10 protein-coding genes and 3 pseudogenes are annotated in these 15290 nt (G+C 73.3%); 7 read left to right on the top strand and 6 right to left on the bottom strand.

The features are described 5' to 3' along the window. Positions 1-8 precede the first annotated feature (8 nt). A pseudogene (locus KCH_RS40360) lies at positions 9-626 on the top strand (glycosyltransferase family 87 protein); the annotation flags it as partial. A 531-nt stretch (positions 627-1157) separates the two neighbouring features. Continuing rightward, positions 1158-2283 (top strand): annotated as a pseudogene (locus KCH_RS32620) (DUF4037 domain-containing protein). Between the two features lie 120 nt (positions 2284-2403). Here the strand turns inward: KCH_RS32620 and KCH_RS32625 are convergent. The 5 genes and pseudogenes from KCH_RS32625 to KCH_RS32645 all read right to left on the bottom strand — a co-directional run bounded on the left by KCH_RS32625 (position 2404) and on the right by KCH_RS32645 (position 8096). Further along, positions 2404-3116, bottom strand: a pseudogene (locus KCH_RS32625) (class I SAM-dependent methyltransferase). Between the two features lie 265 nt (positions 3117-3381). Beyond that, entirely contained in the window at positions 3382-4482 is a 1101-nt protein-coding gene (locus KCH_RS32630) for a glycerate kinase (protein WP_035869122.1), read from the bottom strand. Between the two features lie 202 nt (positions 4483-4684). Then, positions 4685-5563, bottom strand: a complete 879-nt coding sequence (locus KCH_RS32635) for a sugar phosphate isomerase/epimerase family protein (protein WP_244305532.1) — start codon at positions 5561-5563, stop codon at positions 4685-4687. A gap of 14 nt (positions 5564-5577) precedes the next feature. After that, positions 5578-6726, bottom strand: a complete 1149-nt coding sequence (locus tag KCH_RS32640; RefSeq protein WP_035869124.1) for a dihydrodipicolinate synthase family protein — start codon at positions 6724-6726, stop codon at positions 5578-5580. Between the two features lie 218 nt (positions 6727-6944). Continuing rightward, the gene (locus KCH_RS32645) at positions 6945-8096 is read right to left on the bottom strand and encodes a Gfo/Idh/MocA family protein (RefSeq protein ID WP_035869127.1); all 1152 of its coding nucleotides are present in this window, start codon (positions 8094-8096) and stop codon (positions 6945-6947) included. A 403-nt stretch (positions 8097-8499) separates the two neighbouring features. On the opposite strand from KCH_RS32645, the gene KCH_RS32650 reads away from it, so the two are divergent. After that, on the top strand, positions 8500-9543 hold the full coding sequence (locus KCH_RS32650) for a LacI family DNA-binding transcriptional regulator (RefSeq protein ID WP_035869130.1): 1044 nt from the start codon (positions 8500-8502) through the stop codon (positions 9541-9543). A 179-nt stretch (positions 9544-9722) separates the two neighbouring features. On the opposite strand, the gene KCH_RS32655 is transcribed toward KCH_RS32650, so the two are convergent. Beyond that, complete coding sequence (locus KCH_RS32655) at positions 9723-10226, bottom strand: MarR family winged helix-turn-helix transcriptional regulator (protein ID WP_244305533.1); 504 nt, start codon at positions 10224-10226, stop codon at positions 9723-9725. A gap of 462 nt (positions 10227-10688) precedes the next feature. Between KCH_RS32655 and KCH_RS32660 the strand changes: the two genes are divergently transcribed. The 4 genes from KCH_RS32660 to KCH_RS32675 are packed head-to-tail and all read left to right on the top strand — an operon-like array spanning position 10689 to position 15279. Next, a complete protein-coding gene (locus tag KCH_RS32660) occupies positions 10689-11729 on the top strand; it encodes a hypothetical protein (protein WP_051653703.1) in 1041 nt (346 codons plus the stop codon). After that, positions 11726-14026, top strand: a complete 2301-nt coding sequence (locus KCH_RS32665) for a molybdopterin oxidoreductase family protein (RefSeq protein WP_035869140.1) — start codon at positions 11726-11728, stop codon at positions 14024-14026. Before KCH_RS32660 ends, KCH_RS32665 begins: the two co-directional genes overlap by 4 nt. 6 nt (positions 14027-14032) lie before the next feature. Next, on the top strand, positions 14033-14650 hold the full coding sequence (locus KCH_RS32670) for a 4Fe-4S dicluster domain-containing protein (protein WP_035869143.1): 618 nt from the start codon (positions 14033-14035) through the stop codon (positions 14648-14650). Next, positions 14647-15279, top strand: coding sequence for a QcrA and Rieske domain-containing protein (locus KCH_RS32675; protein WP_035869146.1), 633 nt, complete (start codon positions 14647-14649; stop codon positions 15277-15279). The genes KCH_RS32670 and KCH_RS32675 overlap by 4 nt, the downstream gene beginning before the upstream one ends. The last annotated feature ends 11 nt before the right edge of the window (positions 15280-15290 follow it).

The following is a 15290-nucleotide window of genomic DNA, read 5'->3' on the forward strand; positions in this document are numbered from 1 at the left end:
TGCTGCCGATGCGCCTGTTCGGCTGGCACCCGGCGATCGCCGTCGGCGTCGCGCTGTCCGCCCTCGCCACCGCGCTGGTGCTGTACTGGCTGGTCGACCCGATCGCCCGCCGGCGCGGCTGGTGCCGCTGGTACGCGTTCGGACTGGCCGCCTGCCTGTGCGCCCTCACCAACCCGGTGCGCGACACCTTCAGCTTCGGCCAGGTCAACCTGCTGCTGGTCGCGCTGGTCCTCGCCGATTGGCGACTCGCCCAACTCGCCGACAGCCGCTGGCGGTTCCTCACCGGCGTCGGCACCGGACTGGCCGCCGCGATCAAGCTCACCCCGGCGCTGTTCATCGTCCACCTGCTGATCACCCGTCAGTGGCGGGCCGCCGGAACCGCCACCGTCACCGCGCTCGGCGCGACCGGCCTCGGCTTCCTGATCGGACCCGAGGTGTCCCGCCAGTTCTGGACGGTCACCCTCTGGGACACCGACCGGGTCGGCGGCTTCGCCAACATGTCCAACCAGTCGCTGCAGGGCCTGATCGCCCGCCTCGGGCCCCAACTCCCGGGCCGCGTCCTGTGGGTGGCCGCCTCGCTGGCCGTCCTCGCGATCTGGGCGCACCGCCTGCACCGCGCCGCCCGGGCCCGCGACACCCTCGCCGCCTACAGCCTCACCGGCCTGGCCTGCTGCCTGGTCAGCCCGATCACCTGGGTGCACCACCTGGTCTGGGCGCTGCCCGCACTGGTCGTCCTCGCCGACGCCGCCCTGCGCGAACGCCGCCGCGACCTGCTCGCCGCCGGCTGGCTGCTCCAACTGGTCATCAGCAGCGGCATGGTGTGGCTCTGGCGCCCCGAAGGACGCACCCCCGGCACCCTGTTCGGCGGCAGCGCCTACGTCCTGCTCACCGTCGCCCTGCTGGTCGCCATGCCGATCCGCCACCGCCCCGACGAGCCGGGCCCCGAGGACCCGAACCCACCCGCCGCCGGCCGACCGCGCATCGAGGACCGCACCGCTGCTCCCGCCGCGGCAACCCGACCCCGCCCGGACGGCCCCGCCGACGCCCTGCCGCGGTCGGCCGCGCGACCGCGCCGTCCTTGGCACGGCGTCAACCATGAGAGAGGCACGCCGATATGCGATGGACCTCCGGTCGCGCCCGCTGCCACAGTGAGCCGCATGATCACATCGGAGCCGCCGTTCGTACCGGGCCTCGAACTCGCCGCGGCACTGTACGAGGACGCCGTCCGCCCGCTGCTGGAAAGCGCTTACCCGCAGCTGCGTCACGCCGCCGCCCGGATCGGCGCCGGATCCGAGGTGCTCGGCTTCGACACGGCCCGCTCCACCGACCACGACTGGGGACCGCGACTCCAACTCTTCCTCACTCCGGAGGACGCCGAGCGGCACGGCCCGGCCATCACCGCCCTGCTCGCCGAACGGCTGCCCGACCGGATCCGCGGCTGGTCCACCCACTACCGGCACACCGGCGACCCCGAAAACCCGGTCAGCCACCTCGAACCCGCCGCCGGCAGCACCGTCGACCACCGCGTCACCGTGCACCACCTGCCCGGCTGGCTCGCCACCCACCTCGGCCGCGCGCCGCCGCCTGGACCGACACCGCCCCCACCGCCACCGACTGGCTCGCCCTCCCGCAGCAGCGGCTCGCCGAACTCACCCGCGGTACCGTCCTGCGCGACGACCACGGCACCCTCACCACCGTCCGCCGACGCCTCCGCTGGTACCCCGACCAGGTGTGGCGCCACCTGATGGCCTGCCAGTGGCAACGCCTCGCCCAGGAGGAGGCGTTCGTCGGCCGCTGCGCCGAGACCGGCGACGACCTCGGCTCCGCCGTCGTCGCCGCCCGCCTGGTCCGCGACCTGATGCGGCTCACCCTGCTGCAGCACCGCGTATACGCGCCTTACAGCAAGTGGCTCGGCCACGCCTTCGCCCGCCTGCCCGCCGACCCGGCCCTCGCCCCGCGCTGCGCGCCACCCTCGCCGCCACCGACCCCGACACCCGGGAACGCCGCCTCTGCGACGCCTACGAGTCCGCCGCCCGCACCCACAACACGCTCGCGCTCACCGAACCGCTCGATCCCACCCGCCGCCCGTACCACAGCCGCCCCTACCAGGTGCTGCACGCCGAACGGTTCGCCCAGGCCCTCCGACACACCGTCACCGACCCCGCGCTGCGCGACCTCCCGCTCACCGGCGCCGTCGACCAGTGGGCCGACAACACCGACCTGCTCGGCCTGCCGGAGGCGATCTACGGCGCCACCGATGTGCTCACCGGACGGGCAGGCTGAGCCACCGGGTCGGCTGACCGGCGGATGCGCCGACCGATGGAGGGGCTGACCGGCGGATGGGCTGACCGGCGGACGGACTGAGTGGCGGATGGACTGAGCGGCTCGTGGGCTGACGGGACGTCAGGCCGGGCGGGAGGCGCGCAGCGAGTAGACCAGCGGGACGCGGGGCCGGGCGGCAGGAAGAAGTGGCCGTGGGCGTGCTCGTGCAGGAACTCCAGGCGCAGCCCGGCCCCGGCCAGCGCGCTGACCACGTCGCCGACCCCGTGCCGCCACTGCACGGTGCGGGTCGAGGCCATTCCGGCGTCGCGGTCGGCGTAGCTGCCGGGCGTGTCGAGGACAGCCGGGGCGCGGTCGAAGTAGTCCTCGACCAGGGTGATGCCGTCCTCCGCGACGAGCTCCGCCACCGGGTGGAACTCCGCCAGGTACACGAAGCCGCCCGGGCGGGCCAGCGCCGCCACGGTGCGCGCCCAACGCGCCAGGTCGGGCAGCCAGTTCAGTGCGCCCATGCCGGTGTAGACGATGTCGAAGGTCTCGCCACCGAGGGCCTCCACCGCCCCGTACACGTCCGAGGCCACGAACCGTGCGGTGTCCGCCCCGATCCGCTTCGCCAACCGGGCGGCCTCCAGCACGGCCGGCTCCGAGAAGTCCAGGCCCGTCACCTCCGCGCCGCGGCGCGCCCACGACAGAGTGTCCAGGCCGAGGTGGCACTGCAGGTGCAGCAAGCGCTTTCCGGCCACCTCGCCGACCTCCGCGAGCTCGAAGTCCCGCAGGACCTCAGCACCCGCCACGAACCCCGGAACGTCGTAGAACGTGCCGCCGAGATGGACCGGCACCCGCTCGTCCCAGTTCGCGCGATTGACCGTCGCCCACTGGGTCCAGTCCGCCGCAGGATCGGCGTCGGCGTCGGCGTCGGCAGCGACATCGGCAGCGGCGGAGGCGGCGGGCTCGGGGGAGTGCTGGGCATGCTCAGGGGAGGTGGACATGGCGAGTCAGCCTCCCGGGCCGCCGCGGTTCGGTCAACGGAATATCGGTGCGAGCGGTCCGGGGTTCACCTGGACGGGTCGCCCGGCGGTCGCCCGGGCGCTTGCTGATGGCCCGTCAGCCCGTTGCCTCGGCCGACCGCTCGGCGAGTGCGGCCCCGGCCCGGCGCAGCCAGCGGGCCGGCTCGGACCGGGCGGCGGACGAGGAACCGGCCAGCGAGGACAGGGTCAGCACCTCGGGCGCGTCCGACTCGCCCGCCACCACCGCGGCCGGGACGCCCGCCGCGTCCGCCAGGCGGACCACCTCGCCGACGGCCTTCCCCTGGAGGCTGGTCGCGTCGTACCGGCCCTCGCCGGTGATCAGGAGGTCCGCCGACGCCAACAGGCCCGGCAGGCCCAGGAGTCGGGCCACCGCCGGCGCGCCCGGTTCGACCACCGCGCCCCAGCCGGCCAGCAGTCCGTAGCCCGTGCCGCCCGCCGCGCCCGCGCCCGGATGCGACGGATCGCCGCCCAGCAGCTCCGCCAGCCGCGTCAACCTCCGCTCCAGCAGGGGCAGTTCCGGCTCGCCCGCGCCCTTCTGCGGACCGTACACGGCCGCCGCGCCGCGCTCGCCCAGCAGCGGATTGGTCACGTCCGTGAGCAGCACCACGCCGCCGGGTGGCGCGGAACGGAGCCGCGAACGATCGAAGGAGACCGCAAGCTCCAGTGCCGCATCGAGATCCGACTCGGCGTCAGGAATCTCCTGGCCCGCTTCGTCGAGCAGTCGGCCGCCGAGCGCGGACAGCAGACCGAAGCCGCCGTCGGTGGAAGCCGAGCCGCCGAGGCCGATCAGCAGCCGGGACGCGCCCGCGTCCAGTGCGGCGGCGATGGTCTCGCCGGTACCCCGGGTGGTCGCCGTCAACGGACGCAACTCGCCACCCAGCAGCGGAAGTCCACTGGCCACGGCCAGCTCGACGACCACCGATCCGTCCGGCAGCAGCGCGAAGTGCCCCGGCACCGGCCGGCCGTCCGGGCCGGTCACGTCGGGAACGTCGAACAGCCGCGCACCCGGACCGGCCGACACGATGGCCGACAGCGTCCCCTCGCCGCCGTCGGCCATCGGCACGCACCGCACCTCGTCCGCCGACCGGACCGAACGCCAGCCCGCGGCCAGCGCCTCGGCGGCCTCCGCCGCGTCGATCGTCCCCTTGAACGAATCCGGCGCCACGACGATCCGCATCCGCCCACCTCCGCCTCTCTCGGCCCGGCCCCGAAAACCGGCCCGGCTCCCACTCCACCGGACCGCACCGGCCGGTTTGCCACTCAATCGAACCGCACCCGCCCGCACAGCGACGACACGGCGGACGGGCGGGTCGACCACCTACAGGTCGACCCGCCCGAGGGCTTCGCGCACAACGGAGGTCAGCCGCGTCCGCCCGGTGTCAGCCGCGCACGATGTGGGTGCGGTGACGCTCCTTCAGCTTCGCCAAGGTCTGCTCGCCCGGGGTGTTCCACACCGCCTCGTTGAACAACTCGACCTCGATCCAGCCCTCGTACCCGGCGGCCGCCACCAGGTCGGTCAGCCGGCCGAAGTCGATGTGGCCGTCGCCGACGTGACCCCGGCCCAGCAGCGCGTCCGCCGGCAGCGGCAGCGTCCAGTCGCACACCTGGTACGAGGCGATCCGGCCGCCGGCACCCGCGCGGGCCACCTGCTGCTCCAACTCCGGGTCCCACCACACGTGGTAGCTGTCCACCACGACACCGACCTGCTCGGCCGGGTGGGCCTCCGCCAGATCCAGCGCCTGCCCAAGCGTGGAGACCACCGCGCGGTCCGCGCAGAACATCGGGTGCAGCGGCTCGATGGCCAGTCGGACCCCGAAGTCGCCTGCGTGCGGCGCGAGTTCGCCGATCATGTCGGCCACCTGGCGGCGCGCGCCGACCAGGTCCCGGCTGCCGGCCGGCAGACCGCCGACCACCAACACCAGGGTGTCGGTGCCGAGTTCGGCCGCCTCCTCGAGCGCCGCCAGGTTGTCCGCGAACGCCGCCCGGCGGGCCGCCTCGTCACCGGCCGTCAGGAACCCGCCGCGGCACAGGCTGCTCACCGCGAGGCCAGCCTCCCGGCAGAGCCGCGCCGCCCGGGCCGGTCCGGCCTCGGCAACCTTGTCGCGCCACAGGCCGATCGCCGGGATTCCGGCGTCCACGCAGCCGCGCACCGCCTCCTCCAGGCTCCAGCCCTTCGTGGTGATCTGGTTCAGCGACAGCCGCTCGCAGCCCTCCGCCGCCTTCAGCTCGCCCCCGTTCATGCCCGCATTCCTGCTCATGCCCGCACCCCCGTTCATGCCCGCACCCCTGCCAGCGCCAGGAACTCGCGCATCCGGCCGGCCGCCAGCTCCGGATCGCCCAGCACCCCGGCCACGTCCGCCAGTCGGAACAGCTCCACCAGGTGGCTCACCGACCGGCCGCTCTGCGCACCCGCGACCATGGTGAAGTGGTCCTGGTGCCCGCACAGCCACGCCAGGAACACGATGCCGGTCTTGTAGTGGAACGTCGGCGCCGCGAACAGGTGCCGGGCCAGCGGCACCGTCGGCCCGAACAGCGCGTCGTAGCGCGCCACATCACCGGCGTCCAGCGCCTGCAGCGCCGCCGCCGCGACCTCCGCGATCGGGTCGAAGACGCCGAGCAGCGCGTCGCTGTGCCCGACCTCGTCACCCCGCACCAGCTCCGGGTAGTTGAAGTCGTCACCGGTGTACATCCGGACCCCGGACGGCAGTTCACGCCGCAGCGCGATCTCCCGGCCGGCGTCCAGCAGCGACACCTTGATGCCGTCGATCCGCCCCGGGTGGCTGCGGATCAGTTCGAGGACCGTCCGCGCGGCCTCGTCCAGGTCCGCCGACCCCCAGTAACCGGCCAGCGCCGGATCGAACATCTCGCCCAACCAGTGCAGGATCACCGGCCGTTCGGCCTGCTCGACCAGCTTCCCGTACACCGACAGGTAGTCCTCCGGGCCGCGCGCCGACGCCGCCAGCGCCCGGCTCGCCATCAGGATCGGCTGCGCGCCCGCTGCCTCGACCACCGCGAGCTGCTCCTCGTACGCGGCCGAGACCTCCGCCAACGAGACGTCCAGCGACGCCAGTTGGTCGGTTCCGGCGCCGCAGGCGAGGCGGCCGCCGACAGCCTTCGCCTCCGCGCCCGAACGGGCGATCAGCTGCTGGGTCGCCGCCCAGTCCAGGCCCATGCCGCGCTGCGCGGTGTCCATCGCGTCGGCGACGCCGAGGCCCAACTCCCAGAGCCGGTGCCGGAACTTGAGCGTGCCCTCCCAGTCCACGGCGGCCGGCGCGCCGGGCGCGTTGCCGCCCAGCGGATCGGCCACCACATGGGCGGCCGCGAACGCCACCCGGGACGTGGCCGGCCCCGACGGGGCGGCGAGCGCCACGGGCTCGCGCAACTCGTACCGGCCGATGCCGGGCAGATCGAGATGAGTCATGGTGTCAGGCCTTGGAGTTCGGTCGATCACACGGATCGGGGGAGACGATCGGGAAGGGCGATCGGGAAGGACGATCGGGAAGGGCGGTCGGGAAGGGCGATCGGGAGGGACGGGGCAGCGACACGGCGAGAGGGGTTCGGACCGGGGCCGCGCAGCCGCCGTCATCGGCCCGTACGGCCCGGTCCGTCCGCCCTCCCGGGCACGCGTCGTGCCGCGTCTCAGAGGCTGAGCTCCGGGACGTCCAGACGGCGGCCCTCGCGGGCCGAACGCAGGCCGAGCTCGGCCAGCTGCACGCCCTTCGCGCCCTCCAGCAGGTCCCATTGGTACGGGGCGCCGGTCACGACGTGCTTGAGGAACAGCTCCCACTGCACCTTGAAGCCGTTGTCGAACTCGGCGTTGTCCGGCACCTGCTGCCACTGCTCGCGGAACTGCTCGGTGGCGGGCAGGTCCGGGTTCCACACCGGCTTCGGGGTCGAACCGCGGTGCTGGATCCGGCAGTTGCGCAGGCCGGCGACGGCGCTGCCCTCGGTGCCGTCGACCTGGAACTCGACCAGCTCGTCCCGGTCCACCCGGACCGCCCACGAGGAGTTGACCTGGGCGACGATCCCGCCCTCCAGTTCGAACACGCCGTACGCCGCGTCGTCCGCGGTCGCCGGGTAGGCGCGTCCCTGCTCGTCGACGCGCTGCGGAATGTGCGTCGCGGCGTGCGCGTACACCGAGCGGACCGGGGCGATGATGCCGTCCAGCACGTAGCGCCAGTGCGGGAACATGTCGAGGATCATGCCGCCGCCGTCCTCGGCCCGGTAGTTCCAGGACGGACGCTGCGCGTCCTGCCAGTCGCCCTCGAACACCCAGTAGCCGAACTCGCCGCGGACGGACAGGATCCGGCCGAAGAAGCCGCCGTCGACCAGCCGCTTCAGCTTCAGCAGGCCCGGCAGGAACAGCTTGTCCTGCACCGCGCCGTTGCACACCCCGGCTTCCCGGGCCAGGCGCGCCAACTCCAGTGCCGCGTCCAGCGATTCGGCGGTGGGCTTCTCGGTGTAGATGTGCTTGCCGGCCGCGATCGCGGCCTTGATGGCGGACTCCCGGGCCTGGGTGACCTGCGCGTCGAAGTAGATCTCCGCCAGCGGGTGCGCCAGCGCCTCGTCCAGCGAGGTGGTCCAGTGCGTCAGGCCGTGACGCTTCGCCAGTTCCTCCAGCTTGGTAGCGCTGCGGCCGACCAGGATCGGCTCCGGCCACAGCACCTGGCCGTCGCCCAGCGGCAGGCCGCCCTGTTCGCGGATGGCCAGGATCGAGCGCACCAGGTGCTGGCGGTAGCCCATCCGACCGGTGACGCCGTTCATGACGATGCCGATGACCCTGCGGGACATGGGGGTCCTTTCCGTGGCGGAGATGCTCGGGGCGGCAGCGCGGCGGGCGGGCGGGAGGGCTGGAAAGCGCTTTCCGCGACTGCGTGCGGGATCCCGGAAGGCCGGGCCGCAGGTGGGTGGGAAAGCGCTTGCCAGCTCCCCCGGCCGACCGGCCCGACGCTCCGGCCGGGAGCGGGGGTGAGATGGCGGTCAGGCGCAGCAAAAGTGCTGCGGGAGCTGATGGAAAGCGCTTTCCGCGCTGGCCGTCGGAGACCGTTGGAAAGCGCTTTCCATGCGCCGAGGCTAAGCCGCCCGTCCGCCCCGGTCAAGGCACTGCCGCGGCCTCGGCCGGGCGGAGCCGTCCGAGCGGTAACCTGTCCCTCGATCATCGGCGTGCAGGGCAGAGGGAAACGGGGAGTATCGGGTGGCTGTCACTCTCGGGGATGTGGCGCGGCACGCTGGGGTCTCGCTGGCCACCGCCTCCCGGGCCCTGAACGGCTCGGCGCGGTCGGTGACGGAGGAACTGTCGGCCAAGGTCCGGGCGAGCGCCGACGCGCTCGGCTACCTCCCGAACGCGCCGGCCCAGGCGCTGGCCCGGTCATCCGGCGCGACGATCGGCGTCCTGCTGCACGACGTGGCCGACCCCTACTTCGGCGGGATCGCCCGCGGAGTGGGCGACGCCGCTGCCAGGGCGGGCCTGCTGTCGCTGGTGACCAGCACGGACGGCGACCCCCGCCGCGAGCTGGAGGCGATCCGGATGCTGCACGCGCACCGGGTCCGGGCGATCGTCCTGGCCGGCTCCGCGTACAACGACGTCTCGGTGATCCAGGAGCTGGACGAGGCACTGGCGGCCTATCAGGAGCAGGGCGGCCGGGTGGCGGCGATCACCGACCACGGCCCGCTGTACGACACCGTCGAGGTGGCCAACAAGGAGGGCGCCGCCGCGCTCACCCGCGCACTGCTCGACCTCGGCCACCGGCGCTTCGCGGTCATCACCGGCCCGGAGCGGATGCGGGTCGCCGAGGACCGCCTCGACGGCGTCCTGGAGGCCCTGGACGAGAGCGGTCTGACGCCGGTCGAGGGCATGCTCCAGCGCACCGAGTTCACCCGTGAGGGCGGCCGGGCCGCGATGGCCCGCATCGTGGACGTCGCCCGGGAGAGTGGAACGCCGCTGCCCACCGCCGTCATCGCGCTCTCCGACATTTGCGCCGCCGGCGTCCTCGCCGAACTCCGCGCCCGCGACATCGCGGTGCCCGAGGAGATCTCGGTGGCCGGCTTCGACGACATCCCGCTGGCGACCGACCTGGCCCCGGCGCTGAGCACCGTCCGCCTGCCGCTCGCCAGGATGGGCGAGTTCGCCGTCCGGCTGGCGCTCCGCGAGGGCGGCGGCCGCGACCTGGCCGACAACTCCCACGCGTCCGCCGAGGTGGTCCTGCGCGACAGCACCGCCGCGCCCGGCGTGTACTGACGGCCCGTCGGGCGCCGCCCGATCAGCCGTACGGCCGGCCGCGGTCGACGGCGGTCGACGGCGGTCGACGGCTGGACGGCCGGACGGCTGCGCCCGGCCCGGCCCGGGCCCCGCCGGGTCCGGGCAGCCGCGGCCCGTCGGTGCGTGGCCACCGCCCGTCAGCGGGCCGCCGACGCCCGTCAGTTGACGGACTGCTGCCCGCCGCCCAGGTAGTGCTCCAGTTGCTGCTGGTTGGCGACCAGGCGCAGGCACAGGTGGCGGAACTGCGCCAGTTCGTCGGGCGTGAAGCCGCGGAAGATCGCAGACATGGCGCGCTGGGTGGGGGCGCGGAAGGCGTCCAGCCAGTCGCGCCCGGCGGGGGTGATGGTGACCCGGACGGAGCGCCGGTCCTGGGGGTGCTGGACGCGGCGGGCGAGGGTCTCGCGTTCGAGGGTGTCGACCAGGCCGGTGACGTTGCGGGAGCTGACCCCGGCGGCGCGGGCCAATTCGCCGATGGTGAGGCCGTGTTCGTCGGCGGTGCCGAGCCGGGTGAGCAGGTCGAGGGCCCCGGAGCTGAGGCCGCGGCCGCCGGCGCCGTGGGCGCGGAGGCGGTCGACGGACTGCGAGGCGGAGCGGACGGCGGCGGCGGCTTCCAGGGCGAGGGTGTCGTCGCCGAGGGCGAACGCGCGCATCGAGCTGCGCACACCGGGGTCGTAGAGGTGGCCGTCCGGGTCCCGGACGAGAGGGGATTCGGGCTCGGGTGAGTTATGTACGTCCTTCAACATGAAGCAGTGCTCTAATCAGCGACCGTCCGCCCGTCCAGCCATCCGGGCGGGCTGACGCCCGCTCAGGCACCGTTCACCGAACAGGCGTTGACGGCGCGCCGACCGCTCATTCGTTCGGCCCAGCGACGCGCCGCCGTCGGCGCACCGGGCGGGCGGAGCGGGTGGGTCGCTCGCTAGCGTCCGTCGCTGAGAGGACGTCAGCGGCCGGATGCCGCACGTCCGATCGAACATCGGATCGAGTCGAGCGCGAGGAGAGTGCGCCGTGGCCGCGACACCGCCGCCCCCGGGGGGAGACCGGCCGGGGGTACCGGAGGCGGTCCGGCCGCGGACGGACCGCCTCCGTACCGCCGGGACGTCGAACCGGAGGGCGCGGAGCCGGACGTGCTGCGTCCTCCGGTGGGCCGGGCGTCGGTGGTGGCCGCCGCGGTGAGCGTGCTGCTGGTGGTGGCGATCGTGCTGGGCAGCCGAGGGCTACGGGACTTCGACTCGGCGCTGGTGCCGTACGCGGTGGCGTCGGTGTTCCTGGCGTTCGGCGTGGTGTACCGGTACATGGTGTGGGTCTCCGCCCCGGCCGCCCGCCGGCTGTTCCGGGAGGGCTGGCGGTCCGCGCTGTCCTGGGAGAACCTGAAGCGCTCGCCGACCGCGCTGCCGAAGATGATCGCCACCTACCTGGGGTTCCAGAAGTTCCTCGGCGCCCGCTCGCACGCCCGCTGGGCCGCACACCAACTCATTTTCTGGGGCTGCCTGTTGGCGGCTGCCATCACCTTTCCGCTGACCTGGGGCTGGTTCACCTTCACCTCCTCCAGCGCGGCCGGGCCGGGCTACGAGATGCGGCTGTGGGGGCTGAAGCTGTTCGGCTTCGACTCCGGCAGCTTCCTCGGCTGGGCGCTGTACCACGGGCTGGACCTGGCCGCGGTGATGGTGATCGGCGGCGTCGGCTACTTCCTGTGGCGGCGGGTCCGCGACCGCGCGGCGACCACCGGCCAGCGCTTCGGCTACGACTTCGTCCCGCTGCTGGCGCTGCTCACCATCTCGGTGACCGGGCTGCTGCTGACCTTCTCCGAGATGTTCCTGCACGGCGGCGGCTACGAGTTCCTGGCGATCCTGCACATGGCCTCGGTGGTGCTCACCCTGGTCTACCTGCCGTTCGGGAAGTTCTTCCACATCGTGCAGCGCCCGGCCGCGGTCGGCATGCAGCTGTTCAAGTACACGGCGCGGCGCAAGGGTTCGGACGCCGAGGAGTTGCAGGCGTGCCGCCGCTGCGGGCAGCCGATCGACACCGTCGCCGCGGTCGACAACCTGCGCGCCACGATGCGCGACCTGCGGCTCGGCTTCGACGAGTGGGCCGAGTACTGCCCGCGCTGCAAGCGGGTGCTGCGCGGCAGCGCCTACCTGGCGACCGTCAAGCGGGGGTTCAAGTGAGCGCCGGGCACGTGCCGTTGGACCCGAGCGTCGCCCCGCTCGGGGCGCGCAACTTCCGCGACGCGGGCGGTCTGCCCGCGGCCGCGTGGCGGGCCGACCAGACCGAGCAGACCCTGGTGCCGACGCACTGCTGCTTCTGCGGCGTGCAGTGCGGCATGTACCTGCGGGTGGACGGCCACGGCAAGGTGTTCGGGGTGGAGCCGCGCAACCACGACATCAACCGGATGCGCCTGTGCCCCAAGGGAATCAACGCCTACCAGCAGGTCAACCACCCGGACCGGCTGACCGCTCCGCTGCTCCGCCGGGACCGCAACCAGCCGTTCCGGGAGGTGAGTTGGGAGGAGGCGCTGGACCACACGGTGGAGCAGATCAACCGGATCCAGCAGGAGCACGGCCGGGACGCGTTCGGGATGCTCGGCGGGGCCAGCCTGTTCTCCGAAAAGACCTACCTGGTGGGCAAGTTCGCCCGGGTCGCGCTGAAGACCCGGCACGTGGACTACAACGGCCGGCTGTGCATGGTGAGCGCCGCGGGCGCCAACAAGCTGGCGTTCGGCATCGACCGGGCGGCCAATCCGTTCGCCGACATCCTGCAGACCGACTGCCTGCTGATCGCCGGCGCGAACGTCGGCGAGTGCTTCCCGGTGCTGACCCAGTACGTGTGGGGCGCCCGCGACCGGGGCGCGACGCTGATCGTGGTCGACCCGCGCGAGACCGCGGTGGCCCGGACCGCCGACATCCACGTCGCGCTCAAGTCCGGTACGGATTCGGCGTTCTTCAACGCGGTGCTGCACGTGATCGTCGAGGAGGGGCTGACCGACGAGGCGTTCCTGGCGGCGAACACCACCGGCTGGGCCGAGGTCAAGGCCGCCGTCAAGGCGTACCCGCCGAGCCGGGCCGCCGAGATCTGCGGCATCCCGGCCGAGCAAGTCGTCGAGGTGGCACGGGCGTTCGGGCGGGCGGAGCGGGCGATGGGCTGGCACGCGCGCGGCATCGAGCACCACACGCAGGGCGTGGAGAACTGCCTGACCGTCATCAACCTGTGCACCGCCACGGGCAACCTGGGCCGCCCGGGCGCCGGTTACGGCACCCTGACCGGCCAGGGGAACGGGCAGGGCGGCCGCGAGCACGGCCAGAAGTCCGACCTGCTGCCGGGCGGCCGGTCCATCAACGACCCGGCGCACCGCCGGCAGATCGCCGCGATCTGGGGCATCGACGAGTCCGAACTCCCGCCCGCCGGAACGTCGATGATGGAGATGGTCTGGCAGATGCAGCGCCAGGAGATCCGCGGCCTGATCGGCGTCTGCAACAACCCCTTCGTCTCGCTGCCCAACTACGCGGTGGTGAAGGACGGTTACGACAAGCTGGAGTTCCACGCCCAGTTCGACTTCTTCCTGTCCGAGACCGCCGCCAACGCGCACGTGGTCTTCCCCGTCACCGTCTGGGCCGAGGACGAGGGCGTGATGGCCAACGCCGAGGCCCGCGTGGTCAAGCACAACAAGGCGCAGGAGCCGCCCGAGGGCGTGCGCACCGACACCTGGGTGATGTGCGAGATCGCCCGACGGCTGGGCGTGGGAAGCAAGTTCGCCTTCGAGGGCTCCCGCGACGTGTTCGACGAACTGCGCCGCGCCTCCGCGGGCACGGTGATCGACTACTACGGCATCACCTACGACCGGCTGGAGCAGACCGGCGGCCTGGCGTGGCCCTGCCCGAGCCTCGAACACCCGGGCACCCCACGGCTGTTCGAGGACGGCAGGAGCTACCACCCGGACGGGAAGATCCACCTCCAGGTGGTCGAGTGGCACCCGCCGGCCGACCCGTACAGCGACGAGTACCCGATGACGCTGACCACCGGCCGGACCGTCGCGCACTTCCTGTCGGGCAACCAGACCCGGCGGCTGGGCGGTCTGGTCGAGCAGACGCCGCGCCCCTGGGTGGAGGTGCACCCCTCGCACGGGTTCCGCAACGGCGAGCCGGTCCGGGTGGTCACCCGGCGCGGCAGCGAGGTGCTGCCCGCGCTGGTGACGGAGGCGATCCGGCCCGACCACGTGTTCGTGCCCTACCACTGGCCCTACCCGGTGGCCGCCAACGAGCTGACCATCGACGCCCTCGACCCGCGCTCCAAGATCCCCGAGTACAAGGTGTGCGCGGTACGGATCGAACGGGCCGGGGCGATCGACCCGGTGCCCGCGCCGCCCGTCCCGCCGGGCCGCGAGGCCTACCCGGAGGCCCAGGTGTCGCGCACCGACCCGCTGCCGCCGACCGCGCCGCAGGGCCGCGGCACCGCCGAGAGGGGCTGAGCCACGATGCTGGGACGCACCATCTTCATCGACCCGGGCCGCTGCATCGGCTGCCAGGCCTGCGTGTCGGCGTGCCGCGAATGCGACTCGCACCGCGGTAAGTCGATGATCCACCTGGACTACCCCGACGAGGGGCACACCGTCGCCTCGCTGCCCACCGTCTGCATGCACTGCGAGGACCCGGTCGCCCCGTGCGCGGAGGTCTGCCCCGCCGACGCGATCCTGATCACCGCCGACGGCGTCGTCCAGGAGGCCGACCCGACCCGCTGCATCGGCTGCGCGAACTGCGTCAACGCCTGCCCGTTCGGCGTGCCCAAGATCGACCTGGACGCGAAGCTCCAGATGAAGTGCAACCTCTGCTACGACCGCACCTCCTACGGGCTCGCCCCGATGTGCGCCACCGTCTGCCCGACCGGCGCCCTGTTCTACGGCACCGTCGAGGAGTTGCAGGCCGAACGGCCCGGCGTGGACGTCTCCACGATGTTCGCGTTCGGCGCCACCACGGTCTCCACCGGCGTCGCCATGGTGGTGCCCTCCGACCGCCGGACGCCCGTCCCCGGAGGGATGTTGAACCTGATCGAAGTCAACGGGCGGCCCACGCCCGGGAATGGAGCGGAGGCGTGACCGGCCCCCTCGACCCGCCCGAACCGGACGACACCGCGGACGGCCACCGGGCCGAGCAGGCCGCGCTGCGCGAGCGGATCAGCGCCGACTCGCTCACCACCCGGCGCGACTACCTGCGGATCGTCGCCACCGTCTCCGGCGGCCTGGTGGTCGGCTCCACCGTCGTCTCCGCAGGCGTCCTGCACCGCCACGGCGACGGCGCCGCCGCCCCGTTGAAGGTCGCCGACCGGATCGAGCGCGGGCAGGCGGTGAGCTTCGACTACCCCGGCGAGGACGACCGGGCGATGGCGATCCGACTGCCCGACGGCACCCTGGTCGGCTACTCCACCGTCTGCACCCACCTCGCCTGCGGCGTGCTCTGGCGGCGCGACCACGGCCCCGACGGCGACCTCTACTGCCCGTGCCACGAAGGCAAGTTCGACTCCCGCACCGGCGAGGTGACGGCCGGGCCGCCGCCGCGCCCGCTGCCCAAGGTGGTCGTGGTCGAGGACGCCCAGGGCGCGGTGTGGGCGATCGGCACCGCCCGCTCCGGCGAGGACGAGCAGGCCGGCCTCTGCCGGGGCCTGCGCGAACGCAACCCGGCCCTGGCCGACGCGGCCGGCTGCGCGCACCGGAAGAGTGGCAAATGAACTGCCACACC

This window comes from Kitasatospora cheerisanensis KCTC 2395, assembly GCF_000696185.1.
GTDB classification, from domain to species: domain Bacteria; phylum Actinomycetota; class Actinomycetes; order Streptomycetales; family Streptomycetaceae; genus Kitasatospora; species Kitasatospora cheerisanensis.